This window comes from Bradyrhizobium sp. LA2.1 (assembly GCF_040547725.1).
GTDB lineage: Bacteria > Pseudomonadota > Alphaproteobacteria > Rhizobiales > Xanthobacteraceae > Bradyrhizobium > Bradyrhizobium barranii.
The window spans coordinates 115,213-134,607 of sequence record NZ_JBEPQI010000014.1 but is presented as its reverse complement, the minus strand read 5'-3'; the positions used below and the strand labels follow the sequence as shown (position 1 = coordinate 134,607).

The window sequence follows — 19,395 nt, the reverse complement described above, 5'->3', positions numbered from 1 at the left end:
CATAGAAAAAGCCGCCCGAAAGGCGGCTTGGGTTGCTCAATTAAAGGTGGTAGGAGTCCCGGCGATGGAGACATTCCTAAATATCGCCATTCCGCTCGGTTTCCTGGTCGCCCTTGGCTCGTGGCACTATCAGCACATCCGCAACGGCCGCTGGCACGAGTACACGTCCATCCCGCGCGGCACGGTGATGCGTCGCCGCCGGCCTGACGGGACATGGGAATACAGGTCTCTAACAGACGCCGAAGATGTCGAACGGCAGGGCTTCAAGCCCTAGTCTACCATGGGTTGACTCTGCTAGGGGTTGCGGTGGTAAGAATTGCCCATGATCAGGGCAGTCCTATTGATTTTTGCTATCGTCACCGCTCCGGCCGCTGCACAAGACCACGCAGAAGTCAGATCGTTTGTTATCAAGAGCCAACTGGCTCAGGCCGGCGATGATCCGGTCGTCCTCATCGGAGACAGCATCACCGAAAGTGCGCTCCTTCCCGCCGAAGTCTGCGGTCACGCCCTCATCAACGCTGGAGTTGGTGGAGCTACCGTGAACTCATACCTGCGCGCGATCATAAGAGGAATCCCGCCATTCAAGGCTTCTGTTATCGTGGTCGCACTTGGCACGAACGATGCGCTGGCATCTAACGCAAACCTCAGCGAAGACTATGAGCGCTTCATTGATATTCTCGGCTCATACTCTGGGACAATCTTACTTGCCGGGCTTCCCAGCGTAGGCGAGCGGTTCGATCAGGGCATCCGATTGATCGCGAAACGCAAGGGGCTTTCATTTATCGACCTGCGGCCAGGTGGCGAAGCCTCAACTATCGACGGCATTCACTTATCGCCCGAAGGATACAAGCCTTGGATGAGCGCAATGATTGGCAGTATCCGTCACGCCATGCACTGCTAGAACGGCGCACCTGTTGCAGTCATCTTGGTCTTGTACTGCGTTGCCACAGCGGTCTGGCCCGACGTACTGAAATGCGTGCTATCTGCCTGCAAATTCGACCCGGTGGCCGTGATTGCATCAATGTCGCCACCATCAAAGATGGTCACGTTATCGATAAGCGCAGATTGCGCGGCCCTTATGGTTGCACTGGTGCCGCCGCTCAGTCGCGAATATTGCGGGATAAAAATCCGCCCAGAAAAACCGGCGCCAAGCGCTCTCGCGATGGATTGGGTAATGCTCGCCTGAAACGACGCCTGAGATGTTCCTGCACCAGTATCGTTTGCTCCTATCTGGAACAACAGAGCGAATGTGCAATTCGTTGTGCTTGGCGTAATCCCTCTGGCTGCGAGCCGGGCCATCGCGACCGGGATTCTGTTGTATAGGGCGCCACCAGCAGCCCACATCGCGGCGGTTGAACCGCCAACAGCGAGCGGGACCACGATCACGCGATCGAACGTTCCGGCGGTGATAAACTTGTCGGCTACCTGCGCGGAAATCCCACCGGAACCGTAGGCGGGGAAGTATGTCGCGCTAAGCATCGGATCTGACGATCCGTAGATTGCCCCGTTGTAGACGTTAAGATTGTCATTGGTGCTAGTGTTGACGACCGAGTAAGCAGACGGCCCAACCGACGCCATATTGCTGTCGCCAGCAGTGATGAGGATCAGGTTTTTCTTGCTCGTATCGACGCTTTGCAGAGAGCGCAGTGTTCTCGCGCTTGTGTCTGAGTATCCGGCGTTGTTATTCCAGGCGTCAGCCCTGGAGTTCTCCGTTAGGACAAACGGATCGTTAGACAATGCGCTGCGCTGTTGAGCGCTACACAGTTGAGGGACAAGGCATAGTGCCGCGACAATCAAGAACCTCATTTACATACCCATGCAGGCACGAAGCGTCATGAAGTTCTGGGCGAAATAGGTCGTCCCGTTGACACCATCGCCATATTCTATTGCTGCGATGAAGTTTGCTCCCAGCCTTCCGCCGTAGGTGATGTTGGCGTTGATTGAGGCGTTGAATAGAGACACCGTGGGATTGATTAGCTGGACTTGCTTATCTACCGTTGATGTCGAGTTGAGCGCGATACCAACATATGCGAGGGCCCCCGAGGCAGAGGCCGGACGGGCTAATATGGTCTGTGATGCATCGACCGACCCGGATGCAAGGCCAGACATGAAATTGAACTGGTTTACCGAACTGTTGTTCGCTTGCCGTGGCGTCGCAACTCCATAAACCCAGCTAGCCGTTGAGTCGGAGCTTGCGCTGCAAATCTGTGCTTGGTTGTATGCGTTCCACAGGTAGAACGTGCCTGCCGTTCCCTGCGAGCCATAGGTAAAGCTCACCTGACCAGCAGAGCCCGTACGGGATGATCCGACATAGGTGCATTGATGAACAGCACAGGTGAACGTCGTGGTATTGTTGTAGCGGCACGTCATCGAGTTTTTGTTCGTCAACAGGCCGTCGAGGTTTTCAAGGTCTGTCGATCCAGCCCCAGTGCCGCGCGTGCTTGCGCCAACTGTATTTGACCCAGCAACGGCTCCTGCCGACCAATCAGGCCCGGAGCACAGCCGCAGCGTTCCGGAGTCTAGGCCGACAAACCAGTCATAGTTGGAACTTGCCGCCCAATTTGACCCGAGGGCGGCGGAGAGTTCACATGCGCCGGCGGTGCCGGCGGCGCAGAGCTGACGGACAACAACAGCAGAACCATTGTAGATTGGGACGCTTTTCCCTGCCGCAGTGGAGGTATAGTAGACCGTCGTTGCCGCAGTGACTGACGTCGCCATGACTGGTGTGTTGCTTGTTAAGGTGAGGCGGCCCTGCGGAGACGGCCACTGCACCATTGCTCCGGTCTCGGTATTCAGCGATGAGACGCCGCTACCGCCACCGCCAAGAGAGGCGACGGTCGCCTTCTTCCAAGCACCCGAGGCGGCTTGGTCGGATAGCATCACGTAGTCGCCGACGCCAGGACTGGCCTTGGTGGTAAGCGCCGCCATATCGACAGCAGTCGGGCTTGCAGCGCTGCCCGTGTTGTTGCCGAGGAAGGTGTACGCGCCCTGCGTCGTTAGGCCAGCAGGAGGCAACCCCGTCGCGTTCGTGAGCGTGGCAGAAGACGGAGTTCCGAGCGCTCCACCCTGAAAGTAGGCGAGCCCCGTTCCCGTCTCGTCGGTCAGGGCCGCGCGCAGGTTGGCGCTGGAGGGAGTTGCAAGCCATGTCGCGACGCCAGTCCCGAGCCCCGTCACACTGCCAATTGCAGGCGTGCAGGTTGTGGCAGACGCCGCAGTGATCAGGCCCTTGGCGTTGACGGTGATCGCCGTGCAGTTCGTTGCAGAGCCGAACGAGCCGACGTTCGAATTGACCGTTGCCAGCGTAACGGCGCCGGCCGCCGACAAAGTGACGTCGCCCGTGATCGTCTTACAAATGGGGTCAGCCGCAGACTGGCCAACCGCGAGCTGTGCCGAGCCGCACAAAAGCGAGGTGTAGCCCGTGGTGCCGGCGCCCTTCCCAAGCACGAATGCATGGTTGGTTACTGTGCCAGCGTTCTGAGCGTGCGCGGAGGCAATAAAAATGGCCGCCGAAGCGACCGCAACAAGTCTATGCAGATATTTCATATGACGTAGCCAACTCCCGCAATCGGCCGCAGGAACACGCTTCCCGTGTCACCCGCGATTGTCCAACTCGATTGACCTTGGATCTTTTCTGCCCCAGCAGGGACGATGGTGATGTTGTTTGTACCGGCGTCGCCCTTCCAATCCGCGATAAGCACTGGGCAGCTTTTGCTCGCCGCTGCCGGAAGATTGAGAGTGATGGCTGCTCCGGACGTTTGATCCACCCTCACGATGCCGGCATTGGTGACGACTGCGACAGGTCCCGCCGCCGTGATATGCTGTTCAACTTGAGTTACGCTGTTGACTGCTATTGAAAGTGTCGTGACCTTGTAGGTACCAGAGACAGCGTCTAGAACAGCAATAAAGGTTTCGGCTGGATCGCTAAAGGCTGCTGGATCAAGCTTCGTGTAGTCGATACCAAATGTGTATTTGCCGTTAGCCCTGACGATCGTAATGAAGTTTTCGACATCGATGTTTGCAGGGAAGCGAACATCCATCTTCCCCTTGACGGTCGACTTCGGAAGAACCTTTATCTTCAGGACAGGAATGGTCACAGCCGCGCAACCCCGCTCACGATGGCCAGAGATCCAGTAAACAGAGAGATCGTCTCACCATTCAGCGAGTAGACGCCGCCGATCTGGTAGGTGCCGGGGCAAAGGCATTCCATCGTCGAGGCGGGAACGTCGAGTTCGAAAATGCCCGTGCTCACGATTGCAATAAGGCCGTTGCCTGTAGACGCCTGGATACGCCGGCAGCCGTCGAAATCCTTCACATCGATCTCGATGCTTGCGCCCGTGAAATCGATCAGGTCGCCGCTGTCCGCATCGTTGAACTGGAATTGTGTTTTCCAGTCCGCGTTGTTGGTCGCGGAAGAGTTGAGGGTGATGCTCATGGTCAGAGCTTCACGTAGTAGGTCATGAGCATCGCCGGGGACATCGTGTCGTGTACCACGCCGCTAGTGTTGTTCGACGTGACGGTGCCTGATGCGCTAGCGGATTGGGTTAGAACAGTTGCGCCAGTCCCTTGAGCTAACCAAGCGGTTGCACCGCCGGTTCCGCTACTGAAAGGACTTGATTGAGAATTGGAGGTTATGAAAGCCAGCGCAGCATTTGTTGTGCCGGCAACTGGTAGTGTGCCGCTCGACGTGATCCCCGTTGGGAGTTGGGCAAGCGTCAGCCCATGTACTTCGGCACCGCCCTTGAACCCGAGCGTATTGCTGTTTGTCTGGAACGAGCCGGACCCGGAGCCCAAGATCCCGGCGAGGCTGTTACCCATCCCGTCAAGGCCAGCAATGACGCGGCCTCGCATGTCGGGAAGGGCGATCGTCTTGTTTGCAGCCCAATCCGCTGCACCAGATGCGCCGCGCCCGCCGCTTACGGCCAAGTTGGCATCGGCGCCCCAGAGATACTGGAATAGCGACTGGCAGTCCGCGTTCGCCCGCTCGGTTGCCCCAGAGGTTGCCGAGCCGATCGTGCGCCCATTGGCCCGAACGAAGCCAGAAAGGACGCCAGTACCGTATGAGACCTTGAGATCTCCTGTTTGAAGGATCGTCGTCGGATCGACTGGAGAGCCGCCGCCCCCACCGGACGAAGCGCCAACCACCAAGAGGCCGTCTTGGTTGAAGATCTGAACGCCGTTCTTGTCGGTCAGGCGAAGCTTGATCGACCCGTCAGCGACAAACCACTGTCCTAACCGGCCGGCGGCGTCGCACGTCATCGGGTTCGGCTGGAGCAGCGTTAAACTGCTATCCTGATAGGCATTCTGCGGGGTCGAGACCGTGCCGGCCTGGATCACGTAGAGCTTGCAGCCGGGGGCGAGTTTCCCCGTCAAATCGAACTGCGGCACCAGGGAAAAGCCGGGGACGGTCCCAGCGCCCTGTGCTACACTGGCCAGCGCAAACAGCCCCGCAAAAGCGAGGCAGAGACGTTTGATCATGTGGGTAGGCCCTATAAAATGCTGACAGCTATAGCGGTTGGATTGCCGGCCCTATTGGTCGGATCGGTCATTTTCTCGGTCGTCCGCAAGCTTCGCGGTGGGAATCTATATGACCCCGGTCCCAGGTCTCTGCGGGAATTCATCCAGCAAAAACGGACCATCATTCACCCTGACGAGTAGATTGAAGGTCACGCAGAAGGTTCGCGATCGAAGCCTTCATGTTCGGCTCATTGATGTTGTTCGAAAGATTGCGCGCTGCCACCGCGACACCAGACAAAGTCCTTGGATTGCTGTTAGCTTGGTAGTTCGCGAAAGCCTGCCCGAATTTCTCCGTTGAGCTTGCGAGCGGCGCTCGCATCCGGATTGCCTCAGACAGTCGCTCAGCCTGCTTCAAGGTCATCCGGTTCGAGAGCAGTTTGAGAGCAAATCCAGCGGCCGGCGCAAGGCCACCAGATGGAATGCCGGTAACTACGGCGCCAAGGCCGCCCCCCCCACCCAACAGGTTCCCCGTAGCCCGCAACGCGTTTTGTGTCTTGCTGCCTTCGGCGATCTTTCTCGCGTCGGCCACCTCACTTGGCGTCAAGCCTCGCGCCTCACGCTCGTCGATTGCGATCTTACCCATTTGGCTACGAATGCGGTTCTCGACGTTCATTCCAGAATTGGACACATCAGCCTGCATTTCTGCCTTGGCGATGCGCTTGTCCATCTTTTCTGCTTGCTTTGCAGCAGCCCAATTACCGCGGGCCTCCTCAAGCCGCGCGGAGGCAGCAGCAGCGTCACCCTTCAGGATATCAGTGCGCGGAATCTTGGGAACAAAGTCGTCGAGATGATCGATTGCGAAAGTAGCAGCCGCTTTCTCCGTTGGATCAGTCGATCCAGCGAGTTTTCCCAGCGTTTTTCGCAGGCTGTTAACGTTCTGGCCCGTTACCGTCGCACCTTGCGGAAAATTCTGCACGCGCTGAAGCAGCGCGAAAGTCTTTGGTGCAACGATGTCGTCAAAACCTTCGCTGTTGAGCGCAATCTGTGTCCGATCCGAGTAGCCCTTCAGAGCGCCAGGCTTAAACTCAAGCCCGACCACTTCAGGCGACGAATATGCCGCATTCGAAGCCGCTTTTAGCTCTTGAATGGTCGGCGTCGCCACAGCGGGAGCTCTCGGCGCCGCCGCTCGCGCTCCAGATAACGCGAGGTCAACATCGCCCTTTGCCGTCTCGTAAACGGCATTCGGGTCTGGGTGCTGAGCCTGCCCCCCCATCTTCTCCGAGATGGGGTTAACGACGTTCTCGCCGAAGCCCTGCACGGCGTCAGCCATCAAGTGGCCGCCAATCGACCTGGCAGCCCCGGTGATGGGCGAAGCCACAAGGGCAGGAATGCTGATCAGCCCCCGCGCAAGATCGCCCGATCTCTCCAGAAAACCGCGAGTGCCTTGACCGGAAGGTGTAAGACCCTTCTTCATGGCGTCAATATTTTCAGAGGCAGCATTGCTGATCTCTGTCGGTACATCGGCTATGGCTGCTGGCAAATTCGACTTCTGAGGAACTAGGTCTTCAAAACTCAAATCCCCGCTACCGGCCGCAGTTGGGGACGAGCGAGACGGGATAAGGTCCGAGAAATCGAGATCAGACATTACAGCTTCGTCGGGTCAAATCCCGCCTTCTGAAGCCGCTGCATGACCGCATCGCGCGGAGCGCCCTTTGAGATTGCATCGCGGGCTTTTTCATAGGGGTCTGGTGCTGCCGCCTTTTGATATGCGTCAGGAGCTTTCACAAGGAAGGTGTCGCGCGCTGGCTTAAGCGCGTCGTTGGCGTTCACCACCTTGTCAACAGAGGTGTTGTGATAGTCGATCTTGCCCCGCGCGGCCTTCTCGCCGATGTCAAGAATGCGACGCATGGACTTCTCGTCCAACTCGATATTGCCACCAGCCATTGCCGCCGCGAAACGCCGGTCGCCATCCGAGATGGCCGTTCCGCTACCGAAAGCCTTGACCATGGACGCAACACGCTGGCCGATGGCAGCGCCATAAGCCTCTGTGTTGTTGATTTTGTCAGCATTCGGAACGCCAAGAAGATTAGCGGCCTTGGCGAGGAACAGCCTCTTATCCGCAAACGCACCATTGATGATGCCGCCGGGCTTATCCAACTCAGCACGCGCCCGATGGATAGAATCAATATCGTCCCGTGCAGCCGTCGCCGTTTCCTGCGACTTATCTATGCGTGGCAGGATGCTTTTGGTCAGGATATCGCGCTGCGTGGTGTTTTCGTCCGTGCGGTTCTGCCAATCCTCAAACGTACCTTTGAAGCCTTGGCTTACAGCCTGATTGTACAACTTCACCTCATTGGGAGGCTGTTGTCCCTCAAGTCTGATTTTCAATTCAGCACGCGCGGCCTCTGCCGTTCCCTTGTCAGTACTGCCGGAAAGATACCGTAGCCTCGCCAGTTCGGCATCCGCCTGTCCCGGTCTGGCGGCGCTAAACCGCGAGTTGAAGTCAGGCGCGACTTGGGCGGTGGCGGGGGGCTGCGGTGGCTGAGGAATAGCCTGCGCCGGCTGCGGAGCTTGCGGAGGTGCGATCTGCGCCGTCTGGGGCTGCTGCTGCACAACCTGACCGATGCCCATCCGCTTCAATTGCTGGACGGCAGGCACGAGCACGTTGCGAATCCGAATATCGTTCGTATCAATCTGAGCATTCGGATCATCAACGCCGAGCTGACGCGCAATCGAAGCGCCAGCCGTTCCAATTTGGTCATTTGGGATGCCTGCCGCCATCAGGTATTGACCAATTGTTGTTCCACCTTTCGGGGCGGCCGGCGGCTGGGCGGCAGTCGAAGGCTGCTCACCGCCCCGATTGAGCGGAGCCGCAACGGCCACCGATGCGCCTCGGTTGGAGGACGGGGGAGATACGATAGGGGCTGGCTGGCCGCTGCCACCTCCAGCGTATAGCGCTCTATCCCTCTGCCCTGCAGCAAGCTGCTGCCGGCTGACATCGAGATTAGCCGCCGCAACGCCCTGTTCGAGGCCGCCCTTTTGGATAAGCACCTTCGACATGGTGCCCCAATCAGGCTGACCATTGGCATCTAGCGGGAGGCCATCCCGGAACGCATCGCGCAGCTCATTCTTGGCGAACTGATCTTTGCCTTCCCAATAGCTCTTGTTGAGCTTGCCGAAGTCAAAATCAGCCTTGGTATCGGCGGCATTAGCAAGCAGACTTGCAAACGACGATGTTGATGCTTCAGCCATTTGATCCCTAACCGAACATGCTGAATAGGCCGCCGCTGACCGGCGCGCCACCAACTGAAGTCGGGCCGAGGCTGAATCCTGAGCCACCAAAGCCGCCCGTTAGCCCGCCCAGCCCACCGGCGCCCCCAATGGCGCCAGACGCCAAGCTCCCAATCCCCATGAGCGCATTCAACTGGTTTGCGCCGACCTTGTAGTTATTCATCTCGGCCGCAGCATTGTTGTTGCCGATCGTGGTCTGAGTGGTGTTCGCAGCGTTGCCCTGGTTGGTGTAGGACGAGTTCAATGCATTTCCGAGCCCGGTATCAACTCCAGCCGCACCAGAAACTGCGCTTGAGTTCGCACCAAGGTATGGCTGCAAGCCTGAGAGATAGCTGTTGTAGGTATTGTTCGCGAGGCCAGTCGCGTAGTTAAGTGTATCAGTATCGGCATTGCCTGATGCTAGATTTCCGGCAGCGGCATGGGTTCGATCCAGAGCCTGAAGGCCTTGGCCAAGCGTGAAACCATAGTTGCCGTACTGTCCACTGTTCTTGAACGTGTCCATGGCCGACTGAAGTCCAGCAACGCCGTTCGCTCCGCTGGCATCGCCATAGGCTTTTGCGCCTGCGCCAGTCGAGTTGATCAGGCCGCTGTACAGGTTCTTCGCGTCGCCGTAGTTGCTCGTGAGCGCGCTTCGACCCTGCCCATATTGATCAGACAGCTGATTATATCCAGCCGTTGCGCCAGCGTTAGCCATATCTCGCGCCTTCTCGGCGGTATCATTTGAAAAGAGATCGAACAGGCCCATCAGTTGGCTCCCGGCGTCCAAAGCTTAGTCGTGTCGTTGTAAATCAGCACCTGACCGTTGGTCGGCGCCGTCGTTGAAACGTCAGGCAATTGAGCGAGCTTCTGATGAAACTGAAACCAGTCGTACCAGGTCTGGCTCATCGTCCCCGTCGCCTGATCGATGACAGGAACGTCTTTTCCGGGAAAAGCAGACATCAGTGGTTCATCCTCTCAGCTTTTCCCGTACTGGCCAGTTCGAGAAAATCAATAGTGCGCACAAACTCCGCAAAACTCGCAACTTCAACAACTTCGCTATTCCCGATTCCGCGCGAATATGATTGAGTGGGATGCTTCAATCTTGAACACTCATGAGGATCACGAATGAGCACTTCTCCGCACCGCCGCATGTTGCGACGCCAAGAAGCAGCTGAGTACATCCAGACTACTTGGAACTATCCGTGCTCGCCAAAAACTCTAGCAAAATATGCCTGCGTAGGCGGCGGTCCTTCGTTTCGTCTTGCTGGCAGATGGCCGCTATACGCCAAAGAAGACCTTGATACTTGGATCACGGCCAAGATCGGGCCTCTCGTTCGATCTACGTCGGAATCCCAAATTATGAAGGGCGCCGAGCATTTGCACATTTATAAGGAGGAAATACCGAATGGTTGATAGGATCGCCTACAGCGTGCACGAAGCCTGCCAAGCCGTTGGCATTGGACTAACCAAGCTTAGAGAGGAGATAAAATCAAACAGGCTCCCGGCCAAGAAGGTAGGCAAGAGAACGATGATTTTGGTCTCTGACCTTCATAAGTGGGCTGAAAACCTTATGTGCCTTGATACGTCTGACGATATCGAGGACGAGGAGTAGGCCATGATTGATCGCCATGACGCCATGAGGCAAGTTCTCCACTTCCTAGAGTCCATCGAAGGTGCCGGTTACGGCGGGATGGCTGAGTTCGAGATTGCTAGATCTACCATCCGTCATGAGACGGAAGGACCGTTAGGCATAGCGCTAAAGGATTTTGGTGAAGCCCCGGGTCTCAGCTTTCCAATATCCAAGTAAGGTTCAACCTGTGCATTTTTTGCACAGGTTGAACCTGCAAGCTTTCCTTGCAGGTTGGTGATCAAAACTGATCATAACCCAGGCAATGTTATGATCAGTGGTTCCTCAATGCCGTGTCCTGCGTCGCGCCCATGAACGCGACATAGACCGGATCAGTAACCTTGAGCCGCCATCGCCGCCCTTGAACGCCACTCATCCCCGTGCGCAGCATCGTGATCCGCTGTGGTGTTGCCTGCCGGCCAAGCTTTCGAACGAACTCCTGACTCCAGGTAATGCCGCCGTCATCCGTCCAAGAGATGCCGACGCTGGGGTCCGTTGCGATCGGGTCTTGCCCCGTCGCCTGCCCGACTCCAACCACGAAATTGAAATCTGCTCGAGCAACCTTCGTCCGGTTCGGGAAGTTCAGGACCGGCCCGCTTTCGATTTGGAACTGGAGAGGGTTGCCCTTTTCGTCATATGATTGCTCACTGACATAGAGCAGCCGGCCGCCCTGCGTGTCGCCCGTGATCCACTTCCCAAAGGCAGAGACGCCACTGATCGCCCGCCACCGTGCTTGCTGGTAGCTCGCGCGCTCGTTCCACTTCTGGCTTCCGAGGTCGAATTCCCAGGTAAACGCCGGGCAAGAGAGCACCCATTTCGGATGCCCCTGCGAAATGTAGACGCTGGCCTCCAGCGTGGTCTTGTCAGTCACCGCGGCGATCAACCGATCCAGATCCGGCGGCGATATCTTCAGCGGGTTCGGCGTGCCGTTGTGCTGCACAACGCTATTGTCGTCCGCAACCCAGATCAGTGCCGACCCGAACCCATCCTCGTGCCCTGCCACCGCATACGGGCTGAGCAAGCCGCGCTGGATCACATAGGAGCGTGTGAACGGGAAGCCGGTTGGCTGTGCTGTGTTCGAATAAACAGCGCCGAAGGTCGGCCCCCAGACGTAAGCTTGGCCGTTGAACCGAAGGCCGCGCGTTAGACCTCCGGGCTTTGCCTGCTCCTTCGTCTTGTCGAGCGTGTTGATCGTGACTGCATTCAGGCCCGACGCTTGGATGGTGCCGTCGCCATAGGTGAAGATGAAAAAGCCATCCATATCGAACACGCTGTTGGGCGTGCCAATGTTAGGATCAGCAAACGATATCACCGCGCTCGACGAGACCGAGAACGCGCCCGTGCCCGGAGCGACGCACACCACATCAGGCGTCGGGCTCTTGTTGTTGCGAGCCCAGAACACCTTCTCCGTGCCGTTGAGCGTGCCGGTCAGGACGGCCTCAACGCCTCCTGAGGTGTAAGTGGCCGCCTTCCCGCTCCATGCCGTGTAGAGCGCGCTGCCAACCAGCAAGCCGCCGCGGAATCCGGTCAGGGCAGATGCGCAGAACTGCGGCAGACCAGGGCTCTTGCGCCAGACGACTTGCGGCGGGGTAAAGCCCTTCTGTGCACCGATATCCTTGCCGAGCGGTTCCGCATAGCAATTGATCAGACGGCCCGCGCTCTCCTGCCCTGATGCCCCCGGCGACGAGCTCAAAGGGAACGGTATGTGGATCGATCCGCCCTTGCTAGTCATCGCCGCTCGTCAAACACAATGCGCCCATTTGGGGCGGCCAATTGACTATCGTTGACCCATTGCGGCGCGTTCGGAGACGCATACTTGCTCTCGTTTGAGAACGATTGATGATAAGGCGTTTTCCAATAGTCCGAGAAATGCAGACGACCGTCGTTCGCATTCATTCCTGACGTGGCACGCGGATTCTGCTGCATCAGCCCCTGCCAGTACCCGCGCATGTCGTAATCTTGTCCGCTCGCATCTGCGTTAAACGGAACCTTCTTGTCAGCCAGCCACTGCCGAAACTGAAACTCATCCATCTGCGGGAGCTTCGTGTCGTAGTTCAACTGACCGGGCACGGCGGCATATTGCTGATTATTGGCGAACGTCTGCTGAGGCGCCGCCATAAGGCTTTCGTACAGCCCTGCCACTTAGAAATATTCCACGCTCTGAGGACCATAACCGGGCGTCTGGCGAGTGATGACGCGAATGCGGTTGCGCATCTGCTGGGCCAATTGCTCGTTGGAAGCCCCGCCAAACTCTTCCGCGGCCGCGTTCGCGACCAACTTGCTGAAGGTGAGGAACAGGCCGTCGTCGAGGTCGTCGGGATCGCCGATGTAGGTCGTGCCATCCGCGTTGATCTCTGCCACCACGCTATCGATGTATCCATCAAGCGCCGTCGCGTCCTCATCGGACATGCTCGCGCCGACATCGCCCCCGACAAGGATATCGAGGGCTTTCTTCTGGATCTCAGCGCGGGTTTTGGACATCGGCCCTCACAAGAAAAAGGCCCCTCGAAAGGGGCCCTTTGGGATCTGATAGGCGGTTATTCCGCCGACGCTTTGGCAGGCGCCGGCTCAGTAGGCTTGCGAGCAGCGGCGGCGCGCTGGTCAGCCTCGAAGTCGTGATCGCGGGCTTCCTCGATGCCGGCCTTGAGATCGCGCTTCTTGGGACGGCCAGGGCAGCGCTTCTCGCTCTGCTCTTCCTCGCCCACTTCGATGTCGAAGTGAGGATTGCCCTGAAGCTTGCCGATCAGGTGCTCGTGCTCATCGGTGTTGAGATCGATGGACTGGCCGTCGAAGAACGTAACGCCGCCCATCTCGACGACCTTGTTGTCGCCTTCGGGAGCGTTGTAGGTAGCGGTTGCCTTGCGCATAGTGCTCTCCAGTTGGTTGCCTGCCGATCAACGCGACCGGCAGGCACTTGGTTCGTTTAGTTGACGAAGCCGTCGAGATACGCGGTCACGGTGCCCGCAACCGGCGTGCCGGCCTGAGTGGCAATCGTGATGAGGACTTCCGTGTCCGTCGCGAAGGTGTACAGGAGACCAGCCGCGGCCAAGCTGAGCGAGGTCACGGCAGCCTGAGTATTCAAGCTCGTGACGAAGCGGTTGGCGCTGCCTGCGTCGCCAATCGTGATCAGCATGGCCGTACCGCTATCCATATCCGTGGCAGAGCCAAGGATGCCGGTCACGGTAAACCAAGCCGGCACCATGAAGGCGCCGATGGTATTGCCAGTTACGTTGTCAGCCGTACCGACGGTGACGGTGCGACCGAACACCTTGCGAGTACGAGCTTCGCCCTGAAGACCCGCCTGAGGCTGGCCCCAATCCTTACGATAAGCCATAGTTCAGTTCCTTGTGTCTGATGAAAGGGGGAAAGAGCGGCCCGAAGGCCGCCCTATGAGGATCAGGCGTTCGCGACGCCGGAGACGAAGCCCGAAACCATGCCCCAATCGATCAAATCACCGACCGTAGCAGCGCTTCCGACCGACAGCGGAGCCTTGGCAATCTTGCCAACGCCGTACTGAGCCTCGATGCCGATACCCTTGATGAAATCGTAGTCGGTTTCATCACGACGGGTCGGACGGGGCATCTGACCCATGACGTAGCCAAGGGCGCTCTGGCCGAGCAGGAAGACGGGCTCGACATCGATCGAGGAGGCACCGACGCCGGACAGAAGCAGACGCTGGGTGATTTCCGGGATCTCCAGGTAGATCACGCCGTCATAGATCAGGCCGCCACCCGTGAAGATCGGGTTGTTCTTGGTGGCGCCGCTCTCACGCTCGCGCGCATCGCGGTTGGCCTGGTACATGGTCGGGTCGTTCTTCAGATCGCGCATGGCGCGCGAACCGACGAGGCAGAGATACCATTCCTGATCGTTGTTGGTGCCCTTGATGCTGAACGGGGTGATCTTGGGCTTGCCGTTGTAAACGCCGGGGTTGGAGGCGGTGACGCCGGTCTGCTGCGCTACGTTCTTCATCAACGAGCCGACAGCCGCGGTCATCTTGTCGTTCGTGCTGTCCACGTTCGCAACTGCGGTCGCGAAGGTGGTCGAATAGTTCGAGATCGCCGAACCGAACACCACGCGATCGACGTTAGCGGTCACCCACGCATTCTTGTTCGCAGCGGTAGCCGCCGACCACTTGATGCCGTTGACCCGGTTGCCCGGCGACGTGAAGCGGTTGGCCTGGATCTGCGAGGTCGGGATCGACAGCAGGGCGTCAACGATATCGTCGCGGACGATACGACGGGCCCAGCCACGAAGCAGGCTCTGCGCGGTCGATTGGACCGAGAACGAGTTCTCCTTGTTCGCAGCACGGTTGTTCGCAACCGCGTTACGAGCCCAGTCTGCCCACATGGGCATGCCGTAGCTGTCCAGCGTCTCTTCGTTGCCGACCAGCGTACCGACGCCGACGCCCGAGCCGATGAGCTGGGTAACGAGCGGGATGCGGATTTCCTTGCCGTCGCCGGCCAGGTCGGACATGCGCACGATCGGGTTGGTCGAGTCCGAGCCCATGAAGGGGTCAAAACGGGAAGCCCGGAGGAAGTCCGTCGCGACATTGCGGCGGAATTTGATCAGTTCGTTATTGGCGTGGTTCGTAGTGTGAAACCATGCCCCAATCGATCAAATCACCGACCGTAGCAGCGCTTCCGACCGACAGCGGAGCCTTGGCAATCTTGCCAACGCCGTACTGAGCCTCGATGCCGATACCCTTGATGAAATCGTAGTCGGTTTCATCACGACGGGTCGGACGGGGCATCTGACCCATGACGTAGCCAAGGGCGCTCTGGCCGAGCAGGAAGACGGGCTCGACATCGATCGAGGAGGCACCGACGCCGGACAGAAGCAGACGCTGGGTGATTTCCGGGATCTCCAGGTAGATCACGCCGTCATAGATCAGGCCGCCACCCGTGAAGATCGGGTTGTTCTTGGTGGCGCCGCTCTCACGCTCGCGCGCATCGCGGTTGGCCTGGTACATGGTCGGGTCGTTCTTCAGATCGCGCATGGCGCGCGAACCGACGAGGCAGAGATACCATTCCTGATCGTTGTTGGTGCCCTTGATGCTGAACGGGGTGATCTTGGGCTTGCCGTTGTAAACGCCGGGGTTGGAGGCGGTGACGCCGGTCTGCTGCGCTACGTTCTTCATCAACGAGCCGACAGCCGCGGTCATCTTGTCGTTCGTGCTGTCCACGTTCGCAACTGCGGTCGCGAAGGTGGTCGAATAGTTCGAGATCGCCGAACCGAACACCACGCGATCGACGTTAGCGGTCACCCACGCATTCTTGTTCGCAGCGGTAGCCGCCGACCACTTGATGCCGTTGACCCGGTTGCCCGGCGACGTGAAGCGGTTGGCCTGGATCTGCGAGGTCGGGATCGACAGCAGGGCGTCAACGATATCGTCGCGGACGATACGACGGGCCCAGCCACGAAGCAGGCTCTGCGCGGTCGATTGGACCGAGAACGAGTTCTCCTTGTTCGCAGCACGGTTGTTCGCAACCGCGTTACGAGCCCAGTCTGCCCACATGGGCATGCCGTAGCTGTCCAGCGTCTCTTCGTTGCCGACCAGCGTACCGACGCCGACGCCCGAGCCGATGAGCTGGGTAACGAGCGGGATGCGGATTTCCTTGCCGTCGCCGGCCAGGTCGGACATGCGCACGATCGGGTTGGTCGAGTCCGAGCCCATGAAGGGGTCAAAACGGGAAGCCCGGAGGAAGTCCGTCGCGACATTGCGGCGGAATTTGATCAGTTCGTTATTGGCGTGGTTCGTAGTGAGGGCCATTGGCCGCTACCTTTCTGTTGATGGCCTCTCACGCCAAACGGGCAAAGAAAAACCCGCCACAAGGGCGGGTGTTTTCGTCAACCAGTTAGAGCAGATCAGCCGGCTAGTTCTCGGAACAGGTCTTCGTCTGAAACATCGTCATTGGTCGACGACTTCAGCGCTGCGTTGGAGCGGCTTGCGCCGTTCAGCGAGGGTGGAAGGTCTACACGGGGGCGACCATCGGCGAGTTGCGTTGCACCCTTGGAACGTTCGATCGCCTTTTGAAGGAAGGCGGGATCATTGAGACGTTCCTCGAGCTTCTTTTCGAGCCAAGCGTTCGGATCGTGGCCGACTTCGGCCTTGACCTTGTTGTCACGATGCCATTCGAGGAGCGTCTTGCCTGGGTCGCGGCTGGACTGCATCCGGGCCTTGAGGGCCGGGTCTACAGCCTGACGGGCTGCGGCATAGGCTTCCTTGAACTCGTCAGGATGGGCTTCGGCTGCCCGCTGAAGGCTTTCCTCGCGGCGCTCGTTAATGATTTCCTCGCGGATTTCATCGCGGACGCTTTTGGCGTAGCCTTCCGGATCAAGGAGAGGATCAGGCTTGGCCGGCCTTTCGACGGGCTCAGGCTTGGGCTGCTGCTGGCGCTGCTGCCATTGGGCACGCTCAGCCCGCAGGGTCTCCAACTCAGCAAGTGCCGCCCGCTTTTCCTCGTTGATCTCCCGAACGCGCCATGAGGGAACTTGCGAAGCGTTGTCATCGACGACAGGCTTTTCAGCCTGCACCTCTGCAACCACTTCAGCCGCTTCCGGCTCTTCCTTCTTGGCGAACCTGCCAGCTTCATCCCTGACAGGCTGTTCTGCCTGCTCGGCTACGACCGGGGCTTCCGGCGTTTCATCCGAGACGGCTTCGTTGAACAGTTCGTCGTCGCTTGGTCCTTGGTCAACATCACTCATGGTCATTCACCCTTCGCGTTTCGTGCGATCACGTATGCCGGCATGTCGCTGCCTGCGGGCGGGGTAGTCCTGCGGCTATATCGTCAGCCGCCAACGATCTCTTTTATTCGGCCGCCTGCGGCTGCTGAGCCGCCTCTGAGGCCTGCTGCCGAGCGGCTAAAACCTCGGTCTGCCGCCGCTCCGCATCGTTCTGGATTGCCTCATGCGCCCGGTCCTGCGCGTTCTGAGCATGTTCATGGTTCATCTGCGCGAAGCCAAGGACGGCCTCCAGGCGGGCCGCCAAGGACGCGCTGTCTTGATCCGTCTTGGCGCCAATCCGGGCGACCTCGATCTGGGTCAATGCCTGGAGCTGAGCTTTGCGCCATTCGAGACTGTTGTCGGCAACGGTTGCCTGCGCATCAGCCGCCAATTCCATCTGCTTTAGCTGGCCTTGCGCGGCGACCTTCGGATCAACCGGCGGCGGGGCTTCCTGCTTTGCCTTGATCTTGTCCAGCATCGGCTTCTTGACCGAGTTGGGCAGCGGCGAGAGCTCCAGCACGACATCCGGGAACTGCGCGGCGAACTGCGGGCCGAGCGACTGAAGCACCATCATGCTGTCGCCCTGCATGTTCACCGCGTCCGGGCCCTCGTCGATGATGATATCCACGTCCAGCGAGCCGATTGCGTTGACGATCGCCGGCCGGCCGTATTCATCGAGTCCCTGCTTGTTGATCTGGAAGAACTGGGCGACATTCCGATCATCGGTCACGCGAATCCAACGCTCGGCCGTCCAATAGCGCTGGATGATGTTCCAGATGTCGCGGTAGACCCGCAGCTTCCAATTCTTGTAAGCCGATAGGTAAGGACCGAGCTCGGCGATACCGGCTTGCTGCAACAACTGAATGGCGCGGCCAGAGCTATCTTCCAGCCCCTGCCCGATCAATGCCGGGTTCGGCCCGAAGTTCTCGATTTCGTTCTTGGCCTCCTGGAGCATTTCCAGTTGGCCTTTGAAATCCACTGTAGCATCCGGAAACTCTAGCTCCATTCCCGGATTCTTCTCGATAATTCCGTCCGGCCGCGCGCGTTCACGGCGCGTCACCTCAATGTCGTCTACCGCGCCCTTCTCAAGGATGATCTGCTTGGTATTTAGAATATGCAGGGCCTTGGAGCGGCGATGGTTGACCTCGTCCTGAGGGCTCTTCAGATTGCGCACAAAGCCGTAGCGGTCGCCATCGTGGTCAACCGAGGCCGAGTACATCCGATACCGCGGGAACGTCTTGCCCTTCTCGTCGATAAACGGCGAAATGCCCTGCTTCAGCATCACCGTTCCGATATACATGCACCAGCGCCATTTCCCGCCGAGGATGTACCAATGGTCCGCCAGGCGAACCTTTTTCTCGTTGGTATTGATCCAGTTGCGGGAACGGTCGGTCTCGACGACAGCCGTTTGATCCGCGCCCGACTCCATCAGGCCGTCGATCTCATCGGCCTTCTTCGGGAACATCTCCTTGGCTTGCTCGAGGTCAACCCACTTGGCTATGCCGAGATAGCGGGCGTCGGTAAAGCCCTCGTCCACTGAGCGCGGGTCGTAGAAGAATCCGTCACCATAAGCGATATGCATTTCCAGGGACGGGTCGCCCTCGTCTCCGGGGACAAGATCGTATTCAATCCCTGAAATGCCATCGATGCCGCCAGCCCGTGCAATGCGGGATGACTTGGACTTCCAGTCGTTGTTGTCGAGCACAAACCGGAGCGTGGCCGTGGCGAGCTCGGCGCCCTCGTCATGCTTAGGCGTCCGCGCATAGGCCTTCGGATCTTGCCGCAGCCGCTCGACCAGCCCCACGACCGCGTCTATCTTGCGGACAATGCGGTTGGACGTGACAACCGGCTGCTTGCGGCGCCGCAAAGCAGCAATCTCCGTCTCGGTCCACTGGTCGCCGTGGTAGTAGTGGCGAGACTCGACCATCTCGCGGCCTTCGGCGTCTTTTGCAGAGGCCCAGTCGTTCCACTGCCGGCGCAGGCGCGTGATATCGTAATAGTCCTCATCCTTCCCCTGGTCGATCGCAGGCGCAGAGCCGCGACCAGCGGGCATGGCCTGCTGTGTGGGGACAGGAAGGGTCTGCATTAGGCGTTGATCATCCGAATAGCCCTGCCAGACAAAATAAGTTTGCCCGCAGGCTTGGCGTGCTGCGCCAACAGCGACTGCAACCGCGCTATCTCACAAATCCAGGTAAGAGGCGCCTGCAACGGCAGCGCAGGCCCTTCGAAGATACCCCAGTGCGAAATGCTCATTTGCCCGGCTTCCCGTTGCGCCAGCCGTAGTCACTGGGCCGGCACGGTGCCTGATATGCTGGAACTGC

The 19,395-nt window shown here is 58.8% G+C and carries 22 protein-coding genes; 3 read left to right on the top strand and 19 right to left on the bottom strand.

Annotated elements, in window-relative coordinates; all coding sequences use genetic code 11:
• The first annotated feature begins 64 nt into the window (after positions 1-64).
• Positions 65-274: a hypothetical protein gene (locus tag ABIB95_RS26355; protein WP_354243459.1), complete on the top strand. Its 210-nt coding sequence runs from the start codon at positions 65-67 to the stop codon at positions 272-274.
• A 48-nt stretch (positions 275-322) separates the two neighbouring features.
• A complete protein-coding gene (locus ABIB95_RS26350; protein ID WP_354243457.1) occupies positions 323-901 on the top strand; it encodes an SGNH/GDSL hydrolase family protein in 579 nt (192 codons plus the stop codon).
• On the opposite strand, the gene ABIB95_RS26345 is transcribed toward ABIB95_RS26350, so the two are convergent.
• The 9 genes from ABIB95_RS26345 to ABIB95_RS26305 form a co-directional block, all read right to left on the bottom strand.
• Positions 898-1,806 (bottom strand): sialate O-acetylesterase, encoded by a 909-nt coding sequence (locus ABIB95_RS26345; RefSeq protein WP_354243454.1) that lies wholly within the window; start codon positions 1,804-1,806, stop codon positions 898-900. The two genes, ABIB95_RS26350 and ABIB95_RS26345, sit on opposite strands and share 4 nt — an antisense overlap.
• Positions 1,807-3,543 (bottom strand): hypothetical protein, encoded by a 1,737-nt coding sequence (locus tag ABIB95_RS26340; RefSeq protein WP_354243452.1) that lies wholly within the window; start codon positions 3,541-3,543, stop codon positions 1,807-1,809.
• Entirely contained in the window at positions 3,540-4,094 is a 555-nt protein-coding gene (locus ABIB95_RS26335; RefSeq protein ID WP_354243449.1) for a hypothetical protein, read from the bottom strand. Before ABIB95_RS26335 ends, ABIB95_RS26340 begins: the two co-directional genes overlap by 4 nt.
• Entirely contained in the window at positions 4,091-4,432 is a 342-nt protein-coding gene (locus ABIB95_RS26330) for a hypothetical protein (protein ID WP_354243446.1), read from the bottom strand. Before ABIB95_RS26330 ends, ABIB95_RS26335 begins: the two co-directional genes overlap by 4 nt.
• Before the next feature lie 2 nt (positions 4,433-4,434).
• Positions 4,435-5,475, bottom strand: a complete 1,041-nt coding sequence (locus ABIB95_RS26325; RefSeq protein ID WP_354243443.1) for a hypothetical protein — start codon at positions 5,473-5,475, stop codon at positions 4,435-4,437.
• 160 nt (positions 5,476-5,635) lie between these two features.
• Entirely contained in the window at positions 5,636-7,099 is a 1,464-nt protein-coding gene (locus tag ABIB95_RS26320; protein WP_354243440.1) for a hypothetical protein, read from the bottom strand.
• Complete coding sequence (locus ABIB95_RS26315; RefSeq protein WP_354243437.1) at positions 7,099-8,706, bottom strand: hypothetical protein; 1,608 nt, start codon at positions 8,704-8,706, stop codon at positions 7,099-7,101. The genes ABIB95_RS26320 and ABIB95_RS26315 overlap by 1 nt, the downstream gene beginning before the upstream one ends.
• 7 nt (positions 8,707-8,713) lie before the next feature.
• The gene (locus ABIB95_RS26310) at positions 8,714-9,490 is read right to left on the bottom strand and encodes a hypothetical protein (RefSeq protein ID WP_354243434.1); all 777 of its coding nucleotides are present in this window, start codon (positions 9,488-9,490) and stop codon (positions 8,714-8,716) included.
• On the bottom strand, positions 9,490-9,684 hold the full coding sequence (locus ABIB95_RS26305) for a hypothetical protein (protein WP_354243431.1): 195 nt from the start codon (positions 9,682-9,684) through the stop codon (positions 9,490-9,492). The genes ABIB95_RS26310 and ABIB95_RS26305 overlap by 1 nt, the downstream gene beginning before the upstream one ends.
• A gap of 445 nt (positions 9,685-10,129) precedes the next feature.
• Between ABIB95_RS26305 and ABIB95_RS26300 the strand changes: the two genes are divergently transcribed.
• Positions 10,130-10,336: a helix-turn-helix domain-containing protein gene (locus ABIB95_RS26300; RefSeq protein ID WP_354243429.1), complete on the top strand. Its 207-nt coding sequence runs from the start codon at positions 10,130-10,132 to the stop codon at positions 10,334-10,336.
• 289 nt (positions 10,337-10,625) lie between these two features.
• On the opposite strand, the gene ABIB95_RS26295 is transcribed toward ABIB95_RS26300, so the two are convergent.
• From ABIB95_RS26295 to ABIB95_RS26250, 10 genes are all read right to left on the bottom strand, one after another.
• Complete coding sequence (locus ABIB95_RS26295) at positions 10,626-12,083, bottom strand: packaged DNA stabilization protein (protein WP_354243426.1); 1,458 nt, start codon at positions 12,081-12,083, stop codon at positions 10,626-10,628.
• On the bottom strand, positions 12,080-12,493 hold the full coding sequence (locus ABIB95_RS26290) for a hypothetical protein (RefSeq protein ID WP_354243424.1): 414 nt from the start codon (positions 12,491-12,493) through the stop codon (positions 12,080-12,082). Before ABIB95_RS26290 ends, ABIB95_RS26295 begins: the two co-directional genes overlap by 4 nt.
• Positions 12,494-12,832, bottom strand: a complete 339-nt coding sequence (locus tag ABIB95_RS26285) for a hypothetical protein (RefSeq protein WP_354243422.1) — start codon at positions 12,830-12,832, stop codon at positions 12,494-12,496.
• Between the two features lie 56 nt (positions 12,833-12,888).
• Positions 12,889-13,218 carry a hypothetical protein gene (locus ABIB95_RS26280; protein ID WP_354243420.1) on the bottom strand — a complete coding sequence of 110 codons (330 nt, stop codon included), beginning with the start codon at positions 13,216-13,218 and terminating at the stop codon, positions 12,889-12,891.
• A 56-nt stretch (positions 13,219-13,274) separates the two neighbouring features.
• Positions 13,275-13,685 (bottom strand): hypothetical protein, encoded by a 411-nt coding sequence (locus ABIB95_RS26275; protein WP_354243417.1) that lies wholly within the window; start codon positions 13,683-13,685, stop codon positions 13,275-13,277.
• Positions 13,686-13,747: 62 nt separating this feature from the next.
• Positions 13,748-14,917, bottom strand: a complete 1,170-nt coding sequence (locus ABIB95_RS26270; protein ID WP_354243673.1) for a phage capsid family protein — start codon at positions 14,915-14,917, stop codon at positions 13,748-13,750.
• 7 nt (positions 14,918-14,924) lie between these two features.
• Positions 14,925-16,121, bottom strand: a complete 1,197-nt coding sequence (locus ABIB95_RS26265) for a phage capsid family protein (RefSeq protein ID WP_354243414.1) — start codon at positions 16,119-16,121, stop codon at positions 14,925-14,927.
• A gap of 95 nt (positions 16,122-16,216) precedes the next feature.
• Positions 16,217-17,056 carry a hypothetical protein gene (locus tag ABIB95_RS26260; RefSeq protein WP_354243411.1) on the bottom strand — a complete coding sequence of 280 codons (840 nt, stop codon included), beginning with the start codon at positions 17,054-17,056 and terminating at the stop codon, positions 16,217-16,219.
• Positions 17,057-17,159: 103 nt separating this feature from the next.
• The gene (locus tag ABIB95_RS26255; RefSeq protein WP_354243409.1) at positions 17,160-19,160 is read right to left on the bottom strand and encodes a portal protein; all 2,001 of its coding nucleotides are present in this window, start codon (positions 19,158-19,160) and stop codon (positions 17,160-17,162) included.
• Positions 19,160-19,327: a hypothetical protein gene (locus tag ABIB95_RS26250; protein WP_354243406.1), complete on the bottom strand. Its 168-nt coding sequence runs from the start codon at positions 19,325-19,327 to the stop codon at positions 19,160-19,162. Before ABIB95_RS26250 ends, ABIB95_RS26255 begins: the two co-directional genes overlap by 1 nt.
• Positions 19,328-19,395: the final 68 nt, after the last annotated feature.